Annotated in this window: 19 protein-coding genes; 1 reads left to right on the plus strand and 18 read right to left on the minus strand. The window is 45.2% G+C overall.

The annotated features are described in order from the left end of the window. The first annotated feature begins 16 nt into the window (after nucleotides 1–16). Nucleotides 17–484, plus strand: a complete 468-nt coding sequence (locus AC5FEC_RS01810; protein ID WP_493661113.1) for a GNAT family N-acetyltransferase — start codon at nucleotides 17–19, stop codon at nucleotides 482–484. A gap of 296 nt (nucleotides 485–780) precedes the next feature. On the opposite strand, the gene AC5FEC_RS01815 is transcribed toward AC5FEC_RS01810, so the two are convergent. From AC5FEC_RS01815 to AC5FEC_RS01900, 18 genes are all read right to left on the minus strand, one after another. Beyond that, the gene (locus tag AC5FEC_RS01815; protein ID WP_493661114.1) at nucleotides 781–1,995 is read right to left on the minus strand and encodes an ABC transporter permease; all 1,215 of its coding nucleotides are present in this window, start codon (nucleotides 1,993–1,995) and stop codon (nucleotides 781–783) included. Further along, nucleotides 1,992–2,885, minus strand: a complete 894-nt coding sequence (locus tag AC5FEC_RS01820) for an ABC transporter ATP-binding protein (RefSeq protein ID WP_493661115.1) — start codon at nucleotides 2,883–2,885, stop codon at nucleotides 1,992–1,994. The genes AC5FEC_RS01815 and AC5FEC_RS01820 overlap by 4 nt, the downstream gene beginning before the upstream one ends. A gap of 198 nt (nucleotides 2,886–3,083) precedes the next feature. Beyond that, on the minus strand, nucleotides 3,084–3,995 hold the full coding sequence (locus tag AC5FEC_RS01825) for a magnesium transporter CorA family protein (protein ID WP_304948267.1): 912 nt from the start codon (nucleotides 3,993–3,995) through the stop codon (nucleotides 3,084–3,086). Nucleotides 3,996–4,368: 373 nt separating this feature from the next. After that, entirely contained in the window at nucleotides 4,369–5,913 is a 1,545-nt protein-coding gene (locus tag AC5FEC_RS01830) for a peptide chain release factor 3 (RefSeq protein WP_304948266.1), read from the minus strand. 319 nt (nucleotides 5,914–6,232) lie between these two features. Continuing rightward, nucleotides 6,233–6,721 (minus strand): flavodoxin family protein, encoded by a 489-nt coding sequence (locus AC5FEC_RS01835; RefSeq protein ID WP_493661116.1) that lies wholly within the window; start codon nucleotides 6,719–6,721, stop codon nucleotides 6,233–6,235. A 52-nt stretch (nucleotides 6,722–6,773) separates the two neighbouring features. Further along, nucleotides 6,774–7,493, minus strand: a complete 720-nt coding sequence (gene budA / locus AC5FEC_RS01840; protein WP_037615591.1) for an acetolactate decarboxylase — start codon at nucleotides 7,491–7,493, stop codon at nucleotides 6,774–6,776. A gap of 115 nt (nucleotides 7,494–7,608) precedes the next feature. Next, complete coding sequence (locus AC5FEC_RS01845) at nucleotides 7,609–8,358, minus strand: PHP domain-containing protein (protein ID WP_493661117.1); 750 nt, start codon at nucleotides 8,356–8,358, stop codon at nucleotides 7,609–7,611. A gap of 32 nt (nucleotides 8,359–8,390) precedes the next feature. Then, a complete protein-coding gene (gene hisE, locus AC5FEC_RS01850) occupies nucleotides 8,391–8,705 on the minus strand; it encodes a phosphoribosyl-ATP diphosphatase (protein ID WP_493661159.1) in 315 nt (104 codons plus the stop codon). Between the two features lie 134 nt (nucleotides 8,706–8,839). Continuing rightward, complete coding sequence (gene hisI / locus AC5FEC_RS01855) at nucleotides 8,840–9,184, minus strand: phosphoribosyl-AMP cyclohydrolase (protein ID WP_234550418.1); 345 nt, start codon at nucleotides 9,182–9,184, stop codon at nucleotides 8,840–8,842. Beyond that, a complete protein-coding gene (gene hisF / locus AC5FEC_RS01860; RefSeq protein ID WP_037615596.1) occupies nucleotides 9,184–9,942 on the minus strand; it encodes an imidazole glycerol phosphate synthase subunit HisF in 759 nt (252 codons plus the stop codon). The genes hisI and hisF overlap by 1 nt, the downstream gene beginning before the upstream one ends. Nucleotides 9,943–9,944: 2 nt before the next feature. Next, on the minus strand, nucleotides 9,945–10,667 hold the full coding sequence (hisA, locus tag AC5FEC_RS01865; RefSeq protein WP_493661118.1) for a 1-(5-phosphoribosyl)-5-[(5-phosphoribosylamino)methylideneamino]imidazole-4-carboxamide isomerase: 723 nt from the start codon (nucleotides 10,665–10,667) through the stop codon (nucleotides 9,945–9,947). After that, nucleotides 10,645–11,268 (minus strand): imidazole glycerol phosphate synthase subunit HisH, encoded by a 624-nt coding sequence (gene hisH, locus AC5FEC_RS01870; RefSeq protein ID WP_493661119.1) that lies wholly within the window; start codon nucleotides 11,266–11,268, stop codon nucleotides 10,645–10,647. Before hisH ends, hisA begins: the two co-directional genes overlap by 23 nt. A 32-nt stretch (nucleotides 11,269–11,300) precedes the next feature. Next, entirely contained in the window at nucleotides 11,301–11,885 is a 585-nt protein-coding gene (hisB, locus tag AC5FEC_RS01875) for an imidazoleglycerol-phosphate dehydratase HisB (protein WP_493661120.1), read from the minus strand. Between the two features lie 11 nt (nucleotides 11,886–11,896). Further along, nucleotides 11,897–13,189 (minus strand): histidinol dehydrogenase, encoded by a 1,293-nt coding sequence (gene hisD / locus AC5FEC_RS01880; protein WP_493661121.1) that lies wholly within the window; start codon nucleotides 13,187–13,189, stop codon nucleotides 11,897–11,899. Further along, nucleotides 13,186–13,830 carry an ATP phosphoribosyltransferase gene (hisG, locus tag AC5FEC_RS01885; RefSeq protein WP_037615618.1) on the minus strand — a complete coding sequence of 215 codons (645 nt, stop codon included), beginning with the start codon at nucleotides 13,828–13,830 and terminating at the stop codon, nucleotides 13,186–13,188. The genes hisD and hisG overlap by 4 nt, the downstream gene beginning before the upstream one ends. Then, on the minus strand, nucleotides 13,827–14,813 hold the full coding sequence (locus AC5FEC_RS01890) for an ATP phosphoribosyltransferase regulatory subunit (RefSeq protein WP_493661160.1): 987 nt from the start codon (nucleotides 14,811–14,813) through the stop codon (nucleotides 13,827–13,829). The genes hisG and AC5FEC_RS01890 overlap by 4 nt, the downstream gene beginning before the upstream one ends. 8 nt (nucleotides 14,814–14,821) lie before the next feature. Continuing rightward, on the minus strand, nucleotides 14,822–15,898 hold the full coding sequence (gene hisC / locus AC5FEC_RS01895; RefSeq protein ID WP_493661122.1) for a histidinol-phosphate transaminase: 1,077 nt from the start codon (nucleotides 15,896–15,898) through the stop codon (nucleotides 14,822–14,824). A 430-nt stretch (nucleotides 15,899–16,328) separates the two neighbouring features. Continuing rightward, nucleotides 16,329–16,634: a DUF4298 domain-containing protein gene (locus AC5FEC_RS01900; protein ID WP_493661123.1), complete on the minus strand. Its 306-nt coding sequence runs from the start codon at nucleotides 16,632–16,634 to the stop codon at nucleotides 16,329–16,331. Nucleotides 16,635–16,680 lie beyond the last annotated feature (46 nt).

Raw genomic sequence — 16,680 nt, forward strand, 5'->3', positions numbered from 1 at the left:
TATAAAGGAGGTTCAAATGCCTATTCGTCAAGCCACTCCTCAAGATATTCCTGTATTAAACCGTTTCCTCCAGCAAATTCTGCTGGTCCACCATCAGGTGAGGCCAGATATTTTCAAGGACAAAGGAAGAAAATTTACCGATGAAGAACTGGAAAGACTGATGGCGCAAGAGCATACACCTATTTTCGTTTATGAAAATGAAGAGGGCAGACTTCTAGGCCATCTCTTCTGCTCCATCAAAGAAACCACCAGCCCCGTTCTCAATCCTATCAAAACTCTTTTCATTGAGGATCTTTTTGTAGATGAGCAAGCTCGTGGCCAAAAAATCGGTGAGCAGCTTTTTGACTTTGCTGAAAAATATGCCAAAGAAATCGGCTGCTATAATCTAACTCTTAACGTCTGGAATGATAACGACGGCGCAGTGCGCTTCTACGAGCGACAAGGACTCAGGCCACAAGAAACTGTTTTAGAAAAAATCCTTTAAAGCAGGAACAAATAAGAAGAAAAGCAAATTGCCAGTCGCCAACAAATCTTGGAGCCTGTTGATTGTCTGATAATTAAATAAGACTATGAAAATCTCTCTATCAAGGATATTAGCAAAACTTCTCCTGAAATAGTTATTAGAAACAAAAGATTGAGCCTGCTCAGTCTTTTTTAGCATCAAAAATGATTACTAACTAAACCCAAACTCCAATGAAGTTTTACAGTTGTGAATGAAACTGCCGAACCAAATAAGAATAATCTAAAAACTTCACCAGATGACTCTAGTGAAGTGATGAACTATTTATATTTTAAAGCACGTTTGAAGGTCTTCCAAGCTCCCAAATCATCTGTCTGCAAGACAAGGCTTGAGTAAATCCGCGCGATGAAGACTGTCATGATAATCGCAAAAGCAGCTGTAATTCCTAGAGAAATCCAAGATTCTAAGCTCGTCGCATAACCATTGATAGCTCGGAAAGGCATGAAAAATGTCGAGATGAACGGAAGGTAAGAACCAACCTTCAAAATCAAATTATCTCCTGCTGCTCCCAAAGCTGAAACTCCCATGAAACCAACCAAAATCAGCATGATAACTGGCGAAAGGACTTTTCCTGTATCTTCTGCTCGCGCCACCATCGAACCAAGAAAGGCCGACAAAACGACATACATAAAGATGCTGACAGCTACAAAAGCTAGGGTATTCAAAGACACAGCTTCTCCGATATACTGCTGAATGGCTGGATTACTCTTCAAGACTTGGGATACAAGAGGAATCCTGTCCGCAAAGAGAAAGGCTGCCAATCCACCAAGGACATAAATACCTAGATGGCTAAGAATCACTGCAAAAATCCCAATCATACGGGCATAGAAATAATCTGTTGCCTTAATGCTGGAGAAGATGACTTCCATGATTTTTGTGCCTTTTTCACTGGCCACATCTTGAGCAGTAACGCTGGCATAAGTAATCAAAATCATATAGAGCAGGAAGCCCAGTCCTATTGCAGCAAAGGTCTGAACCATCTTCTTACCTTCTTTATTTTCATCAATTTTTTCTTCAAACTGGACTGTCCGCGCAAGAATCTGACTCTGCTCATCTGATAATTCGGCCTGAGCCAAGTTTAAAGCCTGCTGGACCTGAATAAGGGAATTGGACAGAGCCATTTTCGTAGCAGCGTTCATGCTGGTTTCTGCATAGTAGGTGGCAGAAAGCTGTCCATCTCTTTCCTCAATCGTCAGATAGCCTGCGATTTTCTTATCTTTTACAGCCTGCTTAGCTGCAGCTTCATCTTTGTAATGAAAGGTCAACTGATCTTCAGCTCTTAAAACTTCCCTGACAGAATCAAGCTGGGTCAGCACTGCTACCTTTTGAGAGGAAGCCATGGAGCTTCCCTGCAGATAGCCAATCCCCAAGCTCAGCCCAAGAAAGAGAAAAGGAGACAAGACCATAAAGACAAAACTCCAAGACTTGACATGACGAAGGTAGGTTTCTTTGATGACGATTAACATTTGTTTCATACTTCCACCCCTGATTCTAATTTGAAAATTTCATCAATTGTCGGTGCCTGCTGATCGAAAGTTGCCACATAACTTCCCTTAGTCAAACGAGCAAACAATTCAGGACCAGCTGTTTCATCATCCAAAATCAATTTCCAGGTTCCTTGCTTGGTCTGCGTCGCCTTGACAACATGAGGCAGGGCTTCTAATTCAGCCTGAGACAGGTCACTTGAGACGAAAAGACGAGTCTTGCCATATTGGTTGCGGACTGCCTGTACATCGCCATTGAGAACCACTTGCCCGTCACGAATCATCAGGACATCATCGCACAGCTCTTCCACATTTGTCATGACATGATCCGAGAAGATAATCGTCGCTCCGCGCTTTTTCTCCTCAACAATGACTTCCTTCAGGATTTCAGTATTGACAGGATCCAGACCGCTGAAAGGCTCATCTAAAATAATCAAGTCTGGCTCATGCAGGAGCGTGATAATCAGCTGAACCTTTTGCTGGTTCCCCTTAGACAAACTCTTGATTTTGTCGGTTAATTTGCCCTTTACCTGAAGTTTTTCCATCCACTGGGGCAGTTTTTCTTTGACAACGGCTGTCGGCACTCCCTTTAGATTTGCCAGATAGCGCACTTGCTCAAAGACTGTCAGCTTAGGCATCAGGCTTCTCTCTTCAGGTAGATAGCCAATCCTGCTATAAGTATCCTGCTTGATCGCCTGCCCTTCGAAACGAATCTCCCCAGTATAGTCTAGGAAGCGCAAAATACTGTGAAAAATCGTTGTTTTCCCAGCACCGTTTTTCCCAATCAAACCAAGGATATGCCCCGGATGGGCTTCAAAATCAATACCGAACAAAACTTGCTTTTGTCCAAAACTTTTTTCTAGTTTTTCTACATGAAGCATATAAAACCTCCTAGTATGATAATAAGATTATTATACTACTTTGAAAGCAGTTTTTCATCTTTTTGTCCTACTATACAAGAAATTTTCTCCTAAGTTTCGCCTTAATAAAATGTTATATAAAATATGTAAAAGTATTTTATCTACTATGATAAAAAAACGAATGAAGTTTGCAAACCTCATTCGTTTATTGTATTTAATTCATCTCTCTTTATTGACCACCCAGTTGAGGAGCTTGGTCAATAGAGCCCAAAGAACAAGGCTGATAGTGACAATGTAAAGCCAAGCATTCTTATCCCTTGACCAAGGCAGGGGCACATTCATACCAAAGAAACCGGTGATAACGGCTAGGACCGCCAGAAGGACTGAAATGATGGTCAAAACAGTCAAATTGTCATTTAGATTATTGTTCAAAATGTTGTTATAGGAGCCTGACAGCTGACTGAGAACCTGAGCAATCAAATCCGTCATTGAAACCAGCTGACGTGCCTCAATCATAGCATCCTCAAATTGCTCGGTTTCTAGTTCATCAAAGCCACGATAAACGGCATGACTCTTGATGTGCTCCAAAAGCATGTTGTTTTGCTTGGCTGCTGCCACCAGATAGACCATGGAGGTTTCTAAGTCCGAGAGAGAAAACAGGTGCTTTTTGGTAGTTTTCTGACGCAAAATCCGGTTAATCTCATCCTTGCGCTTGTCCAGCTGCTCAATGACTGGATAGTAAGAATTAGAAATCAACTCCAGACTGGCAAAAAGAAACTTATAGACCGATACGGGCTCATGATGCTCCATGTAGGCCTTCATTATATCGACCACATAGGCATTGTCCTCATTACTAATCGTAATCAGACGATTACTTTGGACAATAAAGGTCATGGGCAAGGTTTCGTAATAATCTTTTTCTGTCGCCAAATTCAACACATTATAGATGAAAAGAACCGTTCCATTCTCACGGTTGTAGTCCATGTGAGCCCGCTCGTTTTTATCCAGCGCATACTCGATAGTTTCAAGGTCGATATTATAATCCTGATAAATCTGTTCATTCTTTTCGACATCATCTGAATCAATGTTGATCCAAACAGACTGGTCCTTTAGTTTTCTTTCCAGAAACATGGAACTCCTTTCTAGGATGTAGAATAATTGTCTAGTAGCTAATGCCTAGCTCCCCCCATAACTTCATAGTCAAATATCTTATGTCACGACAAGAAACCAAGCAAATCAATATTATTTGCCAAACGCAGTTAGTAAAACAGCTAGAAAAGTCACATAGGAGTTGCCGTAGCCTACTTAGATTGCTCTGCAATCAAGTAAACTTGCTGTGTTACATCTTCTCTAATTAAGTTCGGACTAAATCCTCGGAAAGGAATAAGCTAAACTGAACACGCCCTAAAAGCGTCGAGAAAAAGATAAAATCTTCTAGGAACTCCGGTTCCTTCGCTGATTTTCCTATTTTCTTCTCACTTTTATAACGGACTTTGTACCTGAGTTACATCTTCTCTTCCAATTTAACATCCGGATACTTATCCGCAAACCAGCGCAGAGCAAAGTCGTTTTCAAAGAGGAAGACTGGCTGATCAAAGCGGTCTTTGGCTAGGATATTACGACTAGAAGACATACGCTCGTCCAAGTCATCTGGTGAAATCCAACGGACAGTCTTTTTGCCCATGGGATTCATAACCACTTCAGCATTGTATTCATTTTCCATACGGTGCTTGAAGACTTCAAACTGGAGCTGACCGACAGCGCCCAGCATGTACTCGCCCGTCTGGTAGTTGGTATAAAGCTGGATAGCTCCCTCTTGCACCAGCTGTTCAATCCCCTTATGGAAGGATTTTTGCTTCATAACATTCTTGGCCGAAACCTTCATAAAGATTTCAGGAGTAAAGGTTGGCAGAGGCTCAAATTCAAACTTATTCTTACCTACAGTCAGGGTGTCACCGACCTGATAAGTCCCCGTATCATAAACCCCGATAATATCACCAGCCACGGCATTGGTCACATTTTCCCGACTCTCGGCCATAAACTGGGTGACATTAGACAGCTTGGCCGTTTTTCCAGTGCGAGGCAGATTGACACTCATACCTCGCTCGAACTCGCCAGAAACGATACGGACAAAGGCGATACGGTCGCGGTGGCGCGGATCCATATTGGCCTGAATTTTAAAGACAAAACCTGAAAAGTCTGGGCTGAGTGGCTCAACCACCTCACCGTCTGTCTTCTTGTGGCCATGCGGTTCTGGGGCAAACTTGAGGAAGGTCTCTAGGAAAGTCTGCACGCCAAAGTTGGTCAGGGCTGATCCAAAGAAAACAGGTGTCAGTTTACCATCCAAAATCGCTTCTTCTGAGAATTCATTTCCAGCTTCGCTCAAGAGCTCAATATCTTCTTTGACTTGCTCATAGAAAGGATTGGAAGCAAACAGTTGGTCGCCTTCTGCCAGGGTTGCAAAGCGCTCCTCGCCCTTATACAGCTCCAGCCGCTCATTGTAGAGGTCATAAAGTCCTTCAAAGCTCTTCCCCATCCCAATCGGCCAATTCATCGGGTAGCTGGCAATACCCAAAATCTCTTCCAGTTCTTCCAACAAGTCCAAGGGCTCGCGACCGTCACGGTCCAGCTTGTTCATAAAAGTGAAGACTGGAATTCCACGGTGTTTGACAACCTCAAAGAGCTTCTTGGTCTGAGCCTCAATACCCTTGGCAGAGTCAACAACCATGACCGCAGCATCCACCGCCATCAAGGTCCGGTAAGTATCTTCTGAGAAGTCCTCGTGCCCCGGCGTATCTAAGATATTAACCCGCTTGCCATCGTAGTCAAACTGCATAACAGAGGAAGTCACAGAAATCCCCCGCTGCTTCTCAATATCCATCCAGTCAGATTTGGCAAAATTACCAGTCTTTTTCCCCTTGACTGTCCCAGCCTCTCGAATCTCGCCACCAAAGTAGAGCAGCTGCTCGGTGATAGTCGTCTTCCCCGCGTCCGGGTGGGAGATAATGGCAAAGGTTCGGCGTTTCTTAATTTCTTCTTGTAAAGTCATCTTCTTCTCTTTCTTTCATTTTAGGATAATGGTGAATGTTAGTAGAACTTTTTATATTTTACATCGGAGTATTCCAATCCTTTCAACCTACCTATTATAGCGGATTTAGCGCTATTTTTCAATGATATAGAAAAGATAAAAATCGCCCTTTTCCAGCGATTCAGTATAAGAGCTTGTCAAAATAAAGCAAGAAAACGAACAAATTCAAATTGGTTCTCTTACCAAAATGATATTTGTTCGTTTTTTTTTATCCTATTTCAGCATTTGAAATTAGTTTCCCAAGTAGATTACTAATCAGAAATCTTTTGCTTTAGCTTTATTATTTTTCGACAACTTGTGCTAATTTTTCCTGCAGAGGAGCTAGTTCCCAACCCTCAATCTCGTTTAGCTCGTAATCACTGACAGCTAGGCCTTGGTATTGCAAATCATAATTACTACAAAAACGATTCATAACATAGTCTAGCATTTCTACTTCCTTGCTTGGTTGTGAACCTTGGAGAAGGAAGAACACCTGCTTTTCTTTCAGTGCTTCAGTCGGATAAGGCACATCTGCAACGCGGTCTAAGAATGTCTTGAGGAGTCCAGAAAATGACCACCAATAAATCGGGCTTGTGAAAACGAGGACATCCGCTTGACTTAACTTTTCATATACTTGAAAGAACTGATCCTGCTCTGCTTTTTGACCATATTGCTCAATATGATAATCCACTAAGTGTACGGTTTCAAATTCTTTTCCAGCTAGAAATTTCTTAGCGAATTTTACACTATTTCCGTCCTTATTTGGACTAGCATTTACTAAATAAATCATGACTGCTCCAATCTAATTTTCCCTATAAAAATTTACACTTTTCGTTCAAAAACTACTCCGCTTTATGAATATCTTCTTTCATTTCATCAAGATTGAACTTGGCAAAAAGGTATTTGCGATCTTGGACTGGGAAACGCTGATCCAACTGATCTACAGCTCCCAGCTCCACGATCCCCTCTTTTATAACAAAATCCAATACGTGACCACCAAAGGTATGGTCGTCCGAAATAAAGTGAAGATGATATCCCGCTACACTGACACCGTGAAAAATTTCGGGTGTCCAAAATCCAACAATGGTTCCAGAAACATTGTCCGCATGGTACTCCGGCTGACTCACTGCCACCTCAGCAAACTTTTTTTCTGAGGTTGATTTTGGAATCATCCGCACATGCATGTGAGCAAAGTCCCCGTGAATCTTGATGGAGCGAAATAGATTTTCCCCATCATAATAGGATTCAATCCGCTTTTCCAGCTCCGCGTCTGTCATTTCAAAACGCTGCCGGAAAATGACTTCCGCCTGATGGGGAACAACCGCAGCGTAAGGAACAGTCACATCATCTGAGACCTCCACAACTTCTGGTGCATCTCCAGAACCTTTCGCCTGATAGGCCTTCCCATCAAGAACAATCAACTCCCCGTCAATGGAATCCAGTGTACCAATCCCCAAATCGCCGTATTTCAGGAGCTCACCAATTGTCATACTCCCTCCATAAAGTCCAGCCATCAAAGCTCCCAGGGTATTATACTGAAATAATTTCACTGGCTCTGCCATTTTTTCTCCTACATCAACAAATTTTTGTATTTTCTAATTCACTTAAGTATATCATATTCTGATTGAAATTCAAAAAATGCGTTTAGTAGATGATGGAGAAGGCGCGCGGGATGCTTTAAATCAATTGGGCTTCCTCAATACCGGCATCAGCGAGGATTTGAGCAACTCGGTCAAACTTAAGTCGAAAATGCTCTAGTTTGTGACCGTCGGAGCCAACTGAAAAGTGCTGGCCGCCCAGCTCCTTGACGAGAGAGAGAGCGTAGATATAGAGTTCCTCGTGGCCGTACAGATACATGGACTTGCAGTTAAGCTCAAAAGCCAGACCATGGTCAATCATTTTTTGAAAAAGCTGTCGCAGCTGAGGCTCAAAACTTTTCAATTCCTCTACGGTAAGCGCAAATTTCCGGAAACCATAGTCAAAGTGAGCTAGTACATCTGCTGGCACAGCCTCGATAGCCTCTTCTAACTCCCTTAGGTAGCGGGGAACCAGCTCCATCTTGTCCAGCTGCAAGACCGGATCTTCCAGATAGTCAAAACTGCCATTGTGGTGGACAGACAATAGTTTGAGGTCGTATTCCTTGTCCGTTAGGAAAGCTAGGATATCGTCTTTACGCGGGGCGTAATAGCCAATCTCAATGCCCTTTTTGATGCGGTTGCCATATTGCTGGTTCAGCTCTGCTATTTTTGCTGAATAGGCCTCATAGTCTGGCACATCATCATGGGGCGAGGCAGCTTCGTAAGGGTAGGGATTGGACAAATCATAATGCTCGGTGGTGACAATCTCGCCCTCATAATGGTCCAGATAGTCACAGAAATCCGCCTCAGAATCATAGGAAAAATAAGTATGAAGATGGTTGTCACGCATGCTTGCCGCCTTTCTGCTAATCTCGTATCCGTTTAGTAATTGTCAATGGTTGGTCGGTCGTGAATCCGGCTTTGCTTGCCCTGACGAGCTTGGAGGACAGCCTCCACCTCCTCTAGACTGACCCCAGTCTCAACGAGAGCGACCGCCAGATGGTAGAGCAGATCAGCTGTTTCATTGGCCATCTCGTCCTTGTCAGCATTTTTAGCCGCAATGACTACCTCCGTCGCTTCTTCACCGACTTTTTTGAGAATCTTGTCCAGCCCCTTGTCATAGAGATAGCTGGTATAGGAGCCTTCCATGGGCTCTTTTTTGCGTTTGAGGGCTTCTTGATAGAGGGTTTCTAGCATCATATCTCCTTTATTACAATTCTGATTTTACTATACAAATCAATTCTTTCCGATGGCATACTGGTATCTTGATGCTGACTTGGTCAGTTATATTTCTACCTTAAGTACACACTAAAAGTAAACGAAGGGAGCCTTTATTCCATTGCATCATCTTGCTCATCCCAGATTGGATGGAAAAAGCAGGACTTAGCACCCGTATGGCAGGCTGCTCCTAGCTGCTCGACTTCAATCAGCAAAGTATCTAGGTCGCAGTCAGCTGTGATTTTTTTGACAGTTTGATAGTGGCCGCTGGTGGCTCCCTTATGCCAAAGCTCTTGACGCGACCGGCTCCAGTACCACATTTGCCCGCTAGTGCGGGTCAGCTGGTAGGCTTCTTCATTGAGATAGGCCAGCATGAGTACTTCTTTGCTGGTGTGGTCTAGGATAATGGCAGGTATAAGACCGCCTTGCTTTTGAAAGTCTAACTTCACTTCTGTCATCAGATGCGCACCTCCAATCCGGCTTCCTGCATGGCTTTTTTGGTCTCTGCGATAGAAACCTCACCATAATGGAAAATCGAAGCCGCCAATGCTCCAGTTGCCGCAGTCTTTTCAAAAACTTCTAGAATGTGCTGACTATTGCCTGCTCCGCCCGAAGCGATGATAGGTACCGACACGACTTGGGATACGGCTTCCAGCATAGGCAGGTCAAATCCGGACTTGGTGCCGTCCTTGTCCATGCTGGTCAGAAGAATCTCTCCCGCCCCCAGACGGACAGCTTCTTGTACCCAATCTAAAAGATCCCGACCGCTGTCCTTGCGACCGCCAGCCAGATAGACATGCCAGCTGCCATCCGCTTCTTTCTTAGCATCAACAGCCAGCACCACACATTGACTGCCGAATTTCTCAGCACAGTCTGCCAAAAGCTGAGGATTAGCTATCGCCGAGGAATTAACTGCCACCTTATCCGCCCCAGCTTTGAGCATCTTATTCATATCCTCAACCGTGCGAATGCCACCACCGACAGTAAAGGGAATGAAGACCTGCTCCGCCACGCGCCGAACCATCTCGACCGTCGTGTCCCGCTCCTCATGGGTAGCCGTAATATCCAGAAAAACCAGCTCGTCACAGCCAGCCTCGTAATAAGCCTTGGCAGCATCGACCGGATCTCCGACATCGGTCAGATTGACAAAGTTAATCCCCTTAACTACCCGGCCGTCCTTAACATCCAGACAGGGAATGATTCGTTTTTTCAGCATAGCTAATCCTCGTCTATTTCCTTTAATTGGCTTAGTGAGATATTTCCCTGATAGTAAGCCTTGCCCACAATGGCACCAGCCAAGCCCAACTTTTTCAGCTCCTCTAAATCTTCTGCTGATTGGATACCTCCAGAGGCAATGACCCGAGCTTGTTTTAGAGCTTTCAGTAATTCTTGGTAATGCTGGATATTGGGACCGGTCAGGGTTCCGTCTCGATCCACATCTGTATAGACGAAGAGCCGAACACCGATTTTTTCCATAGCCAGAGCCAGACTGACATAGTCTTGGTCGCTGGTTTCCAGCCAGCCCTCGGTTGCAACCAGACCCTTTTTAGCATCAATACCAACAACAATCTTATCACTGCCAAAACACTGGAGAGCCGCTTCTACAAAGGCCGGATTCTTGACTGCCATGGATCCAATGATGACACGGTCAATTCCGACCGCTAGGTAATCTTCAATCTGTTCTAGACTGCGGATACCGCCACCGACTTGGATGGCCAGTCCTGTCTCCGCCTTGATACGGGCAATCAAATCCCGATTGGCAGCCCGACCTTTCAGAGCTCCATCCAAGTCTACCACATGAATCATGTAGATGCCAGCTTCCTTAAAAAGCTGAGCCTGAGCCAAGACATCTGGATTTACCACGGTCTTTTGGCTAAAATCACCTTTGAAAAGTCGGACGGCTTGCCCGTCTTTGATATCAATCGCTGGTAGAATCTTCATAGACATACTCCTTAAAATTTCGTAAGATTTCTAGGCCTACCTGGCCTGATTTTTCTGGGTGAAATTGACAGCCAAAGACCGAACCCTTGTGAATCATAGCCGGAACTGGAAATCCATAGTCAGCTGTCGCATCTAGATATTCCTGATCTACATCTGTATAGTAGCTGTGAACAAAATAAACAGCCTCCCCTTGCAAGCGATTTGTTAAAGCAGACGGCTGCTGAATCTGCAAGTCATTCCAGCCCATGTGAGGCACAGGCAGACCAGCCCGATCTGGAATCCGACGGCAGACACCGGGAATAAAGCCCAACCCTGAAGTTTGTCCATTTTCCAGCCCGACCTCCAGTAAGAGCTGCATGCCTAGGCAGATACCCAAGAAGGGCTTTCCGCCAGATACAGCCTCCTGTATAGGACCAATCAAATCACGCTTCTGCAGCTCCTGCATAGCCGTCCGAAAGGCACCAACTCCCGGCAAAATCAAGCCATCAGCAGCTAAAATTTCCTTCGGATTAGCAGACAGCCTAGCTTCTGCACCAATAGCAGCCAAAGCCCGCAACACATTGGCTGTATTGCCTGCATCATAATCAATTACAATTATCATATCTGTTTCCTTTTTAAGTGGAGAAATGGGGGTTAGAGCATTCCCTTGGTCGAATTAACCCCATGAATCTCTGGATTGATCGTAATAGCCTCGCGCAGAGCTCGTCCAGTCGCTTTAAAGAGACTCTCAGCCTTGTGGTGGCTGTTCTTGCCATGCAGGATTTTCAAGTGCAGATTCATCTGCAGATTAAAGGCTAGGGCTTGGAAAAATTCCTCTATTAGCTCAGTGTCAAAACTCCCTAGCTTGGGATTGTCAAAGGCTGCGTCAAAGACTAGGTAGGAACGGCCTGATAAGTCCAAACTAGCCATACCTAGCGTTTCATCCATGGGCACAAAGCTAGTGCCATAGCGGTTAATGCCAGCCTTGTCTCCCAGAGCCTGACGCAAAGCCTGACCCAGCACGATGCCCACATCCTCTACCGTATGGTGGCTATCCACCCAGAGATCGCCTTCGGCCTTAACCGTCAGAGAAATCCGGCTGTGGCGAGCAAAGAGGGTCAACATGTGGTCAAAAAATCCGACACCGGTCTCAATCTGAACAGGTTCCTGCTGATCCAGATTGAGTGATAAATATATATCTGTTTCCTGAGTTTTGCGCTTGATTTCAGCTTGTCTCATAACTTTTCCTCCTATTTTTCCAGCCTGCGGGATTCGATGGCTCGGGCGTGAGCCTGCAAGCCTTCCGCATAAGCCAGCTTGGTGATATCTTTTTCCGCTGCCCAGACGGCTTCTCTGCTGTACTGAGTGTACTGGATGCGCTTGATAAAGTCATGGACACCTAAGGCTGATGAAAAACGGCTGGTGCTGGTTGTCGGCAAGACGTGATTGGCTCCCGCATAGTAGTCACCGATTGGCTCACTGGTATAATGCCCCAGAAAGACGGAGCCAGCATTTTCAACCTGATCCAGATAACTGTAAGCATCGTCCATAGCAATCTCTAAATGCTCAGGTGCCACCTGATTCATGAGCTCAAACATGGCTTCCTTAGAAGGTGCAAGGATGATACGACCGTTATTTTCAATAGAAGCACGCGCGATTTCCTCTCGTGGCAGCTCTTTCAGCTGTCTGTCCAGCTCTACTTCGACCTGATTTGCCAGCTCCTCTGAGTCAGTCACCAGAATAGCCCGAGCCAGCTTATCGTGCTCAGCCTGAGATAGAAGATCTGCCGCCACATAAACTGGACTGGCTGAACGATCCGCAATGACTCCGATCTCAGAAGGACCGGCAATCATATCAATTCCCACAAGGCCATAAACCATTTTTTTGGCTGTTGCCACAAAGATATTTCCCGGCCCAGTAATTTTATCCACCTTGGGAATGGTCTCAGTCCCGTAGGCCAAAGCTGCCACACCTTGAGCACCGCCCACTTGAAAAATCCGATCAACACCCGCCAATTTTGCTGCAACCAGAATCGCTGGGGTAAAATGCTCCTGTGGCGGTGTGATCATGATAATTTCTTTAACACCGGCAATTTTGGCTGGGATAACATTCATCAGGACGGAGGACGGATAGGCTGCGGTGCCCCCAGGTACATAGGTGCCGACCCGCTCAATCGGCCGAATCAACTGACCACGGATAACACCCTCACTGGGACTATCTTCAAAGCCAGACTCCAGCTGCTGACGGTGGTAGGATTCGATATTAGTTTGGGCATTCTTCAGGGCGGTCAAGACCTCTGGGTCAATCTCCTCAAAAGCCTGATCAATCAGCTCCTGCCCAATCTCAAAATCTGTCACCTCAACCTTGTCAAAGAGCTTGGTATAGTTCCTTAAAGCTTGGTCACCATCTCGTTTAACCGTTTCGATAATCTCAGCCACCGTTTCTTCTACATCTAAGTTTTGCTGGCTGAGCTGCAACTGCTCTTTATATAAAATCTGTGAAATATCTTCATTACTTCCACTCAAACGTTTGATAATTGTCATTTAAAAGCCACCTCTCTTCTTCCTACTAGGGATTCAATCTTTGCGACAAAGGGCATCAGGTCTGGGTTATTTTTCAGGGAAGCCTGATTGGCAATGAGTCGAGCTGAAACTCGACAGATATCATCAAAAACAACCAAACCATTGGCTACTAGGGTATTGCCAGTCTCCACAATATCGACAATAGCATCCGCCAAGCCCAAAACTGGTGCGATTTCCACACTGCCCTGAATGGAAATAATTTCTACATCCTCTCCCTTTTGATTAAAATAATCAGTCGCCACTGTCGGGTACTTTGTCGCAATCCGCTTGCGCTTGTGATCATGCGGATCATAGCTGGGCACTGAGGCCAAAGAAAATTTACAAAGGCCAAAGTTCAGATCCAGCATCTCCAGATAGCCGGTCGGATGCTCAAAGAGAATATCTTTACCAACAATCCCCAAATCAGCTACTCCGTGGCGCACATAGGTGGTCACATCTGGTCCCTTAACCAACAGAAAACGAAAACGGCCGTCTGGACTTTCAAAAATGAGATTGCGTCCCTTGTCTGCCATAAAGCTCAGATCAAAGCCAGCCCGACTTAACAATTTAATCGTATCTTTCTCAATCCGCCCCTTGGTCAGGGCAATGGTAATCTGACTCATGATTGCACCTCCTTTGCCGCCTCATCCGGCAGATCATCGTGGATAGCTTGATAGACACTGTCGATATTCAAGGACCAGCCAATAGCCGTCAATTCCTCTGCTCCAAAACGTTCAAAGAGCTTGTCATAGCGACCGCCAGACAGAAAGGCGTCGGGCACTCGGTCACCGAAAACCTTAAAGGTCAGACCGGTATAGTAGGGAAGATCTGGAACTTGACCTAGATCGATTGTTGTCTGAGGAAATAAATCTGATACTTTATCTAAAACCCATTCAATCTCTTCAAGGGCTTGGAGAAGCTCTTCGTTTTCAATTAATTTCCGTGCTTTTTCTAATACAAACTGACTGGGGCCAAAGAGATTGGGCAGCTCCTGCAGCAATCGATCAAAGGAACTCGGTCTGCGAGCTGTAAATTCATACAGTCCCGTCATATTTTTCCGACGGATTAGATCCAATAGTTGATCCTCCTCAGGCTGGTCCAAATCCAAAGTAACTAAGACTGTTTCTAGCACTGCTGCATGAGAAAACTCAAACTGATAGGACTGAACTTGTGCCAGATCTAAAGCCTGTTTGGCTGACTGAATAGCTTCCAACACAGCCTCTCTGGCTGGATAGCCAATAATTTCGATACCAGCCTGACTCTGCTCATTTAACAAACCGCGTAGCTCCTCATGATAATGAAAAACCTTGCCAGAGTAAGAAAATTTAGTCGGAGTATGGACTCTCGTCGAAGCGATTACTCGGCCAATCTGGCTGGTTACATCCGGCCGCAGTGCCAGCAATTCCCCCTTCTTATCAAAAAGATGATAATGGTGGGGCTCCACCTGGTCGCTGAAAACTTCAAAGTGCTCCAAGGTTGGCGTATCAATCCGATTGAACCCCTGAGCTATGAGAAAATCGCTGATTGCATGCTCAATCTCATAGGTTACACGAGCTCGCTTAAAGAGCTTGTCGTGCATGCCATTGGGGAGGGTTATTTTATTGATAGGCAGGTTCATAGGCTGGTTTCCTCACTTGTCCTGATAATATCTTTGATGGCTGCCAGCACCCTCTCCATTTCCTCTTGGTTGCCAATGGAAATGCGCAAGTAGTCCTTAATACGCGCTACTTTCGGGAAATAGCGCACATAGATTTTGCGCTCTTGGAGTTCTTGGAAAAGGGCTGACGCAGGAATTTGACTAGGTTTTGCTAGAATAAAATTGGTCTGACTGGGCAGAACCTGAAAATCCAGCTGGGATAATTCTGCCGCAAACCAGTCCCGAGTTTTTTGGATGGCTTGACTGGTCTTTTGGTAATAGGCCCAATCCTCTACTGCCGCAAGAGCCAAGCGCTCTGCCAGCATATCCACCGAATAGGGATTGATAGAGTCCTTGATTGCTTTCATAACAGCAATCAAGTCTGGATGACCAATGCCATAACCCACCCGCAGGCCAGCTAAGGCTGCATCCTTGGAAAAAGTCCGAGTGATAAATAGATTGGAATACTTATCTAAGAGAGGTAGGGCAGACTGGCCACCAAAATGAATATAGGCTTCATCCACTACAACCACCACATCTGGGTTCCCCACCAAAATCTCCTCCAATTCTTCCAGAGACTTGTAAATCCCTGTCGGAGCATTAGGATTGGCTAGGATAATACCACCATTTCCCCCCAGATAATCGGCCGTCCGCACCGTAAAATCCTCTGCCAGCGGTATTTCCCTAAAAGGCACATGGTAGAGATCTGCCCAAACCTTATAAAATCCGTAAGTCAGGTCAGGAAAGAGGATTGGCTCCCCACTATTAAAGAAGGCCAAGAAGGCCATGGACAGGATATCATCGCTGCCATTGCCAATAATAAGCTGGTCAGGGCTGACACCTAGATTGACTGCTAAGGCCTGAGAAAGAGCTGCCTGATCTAGGCTAGAGTAGCGCCGCAGCTCATGGGCATCAAAGCTTCGCAAGGCCTCTGCCACCTTGGGGCTGGGACCGTAGGCATTCTCATTGGTATTGAGCTTAATCATATTGCTTTCCTGAGGCTGCTGCCCTGCCACATAGGGCTGAATCTGCCTGAGACCTTTTAGTTTGATCATACTACTACCTCGCTTTCACATCGCTATTCATCAGTACACATCGGTTTCAATCATCTGTTGTTTAGAATATAATAAAAAGCCCTCGCAAAAAATCTATCTTGCAAGGACGTTGACACGCGGTTCCACCTTTATTCGGTCCTCAGTCGCCTGAGAACCCTCACGGAGTACGAGACTCCAGATTCGTAACGGGAATCAGCCGTCGGATACTACTGTGATTTCGCATCCGCACTCAAGAATGTGACGTTTAAGAATGGTGTGCTTTTTCAGCTACCGGCACTCTCTGTTCTTTATTTTTTAACTTTTCTTAAACAAGTTCTCTCATCGCTTTCAATTATTTTTGATTATTCTACCTAAATTTTTATGAAAAAGCAAGAGAAAAATGGAAAAAAATTAATTTTCCATTTCTTTCATAATGACATTAAATAGGATTTCATCGCTCTTTCAGCATGGCACTGGACAGGTCCAACAGGGTCAGGGCAGTCTGGAAATGCTCGTCCATCAGGTCATAGACAGTATCTTCGGCTAGGACACCGCAGGCTACATCCGCAGGAAAGTCTGGTCCATTAGAAGATGCCAGATCATCGAAAAAATCCTGACTGGTGTAGTAGTCCCGCAGCTGAATATAATCTGACTGACAGAGCTCCAACTCAGCTAAAGCTGCCTGAGCTCTTGCCAAGACCTGAGAATATTTATTCAGATGTTCTTCCATTTTTTGGATTCGTTGCAGTTGAGACATAACTGGCTCCTTTCCAGATTATTCCTAGTCATACTATTCTTGCGTA

Source organism: Streptococcus sp. STC1396 (assembly GCF_058933875.1).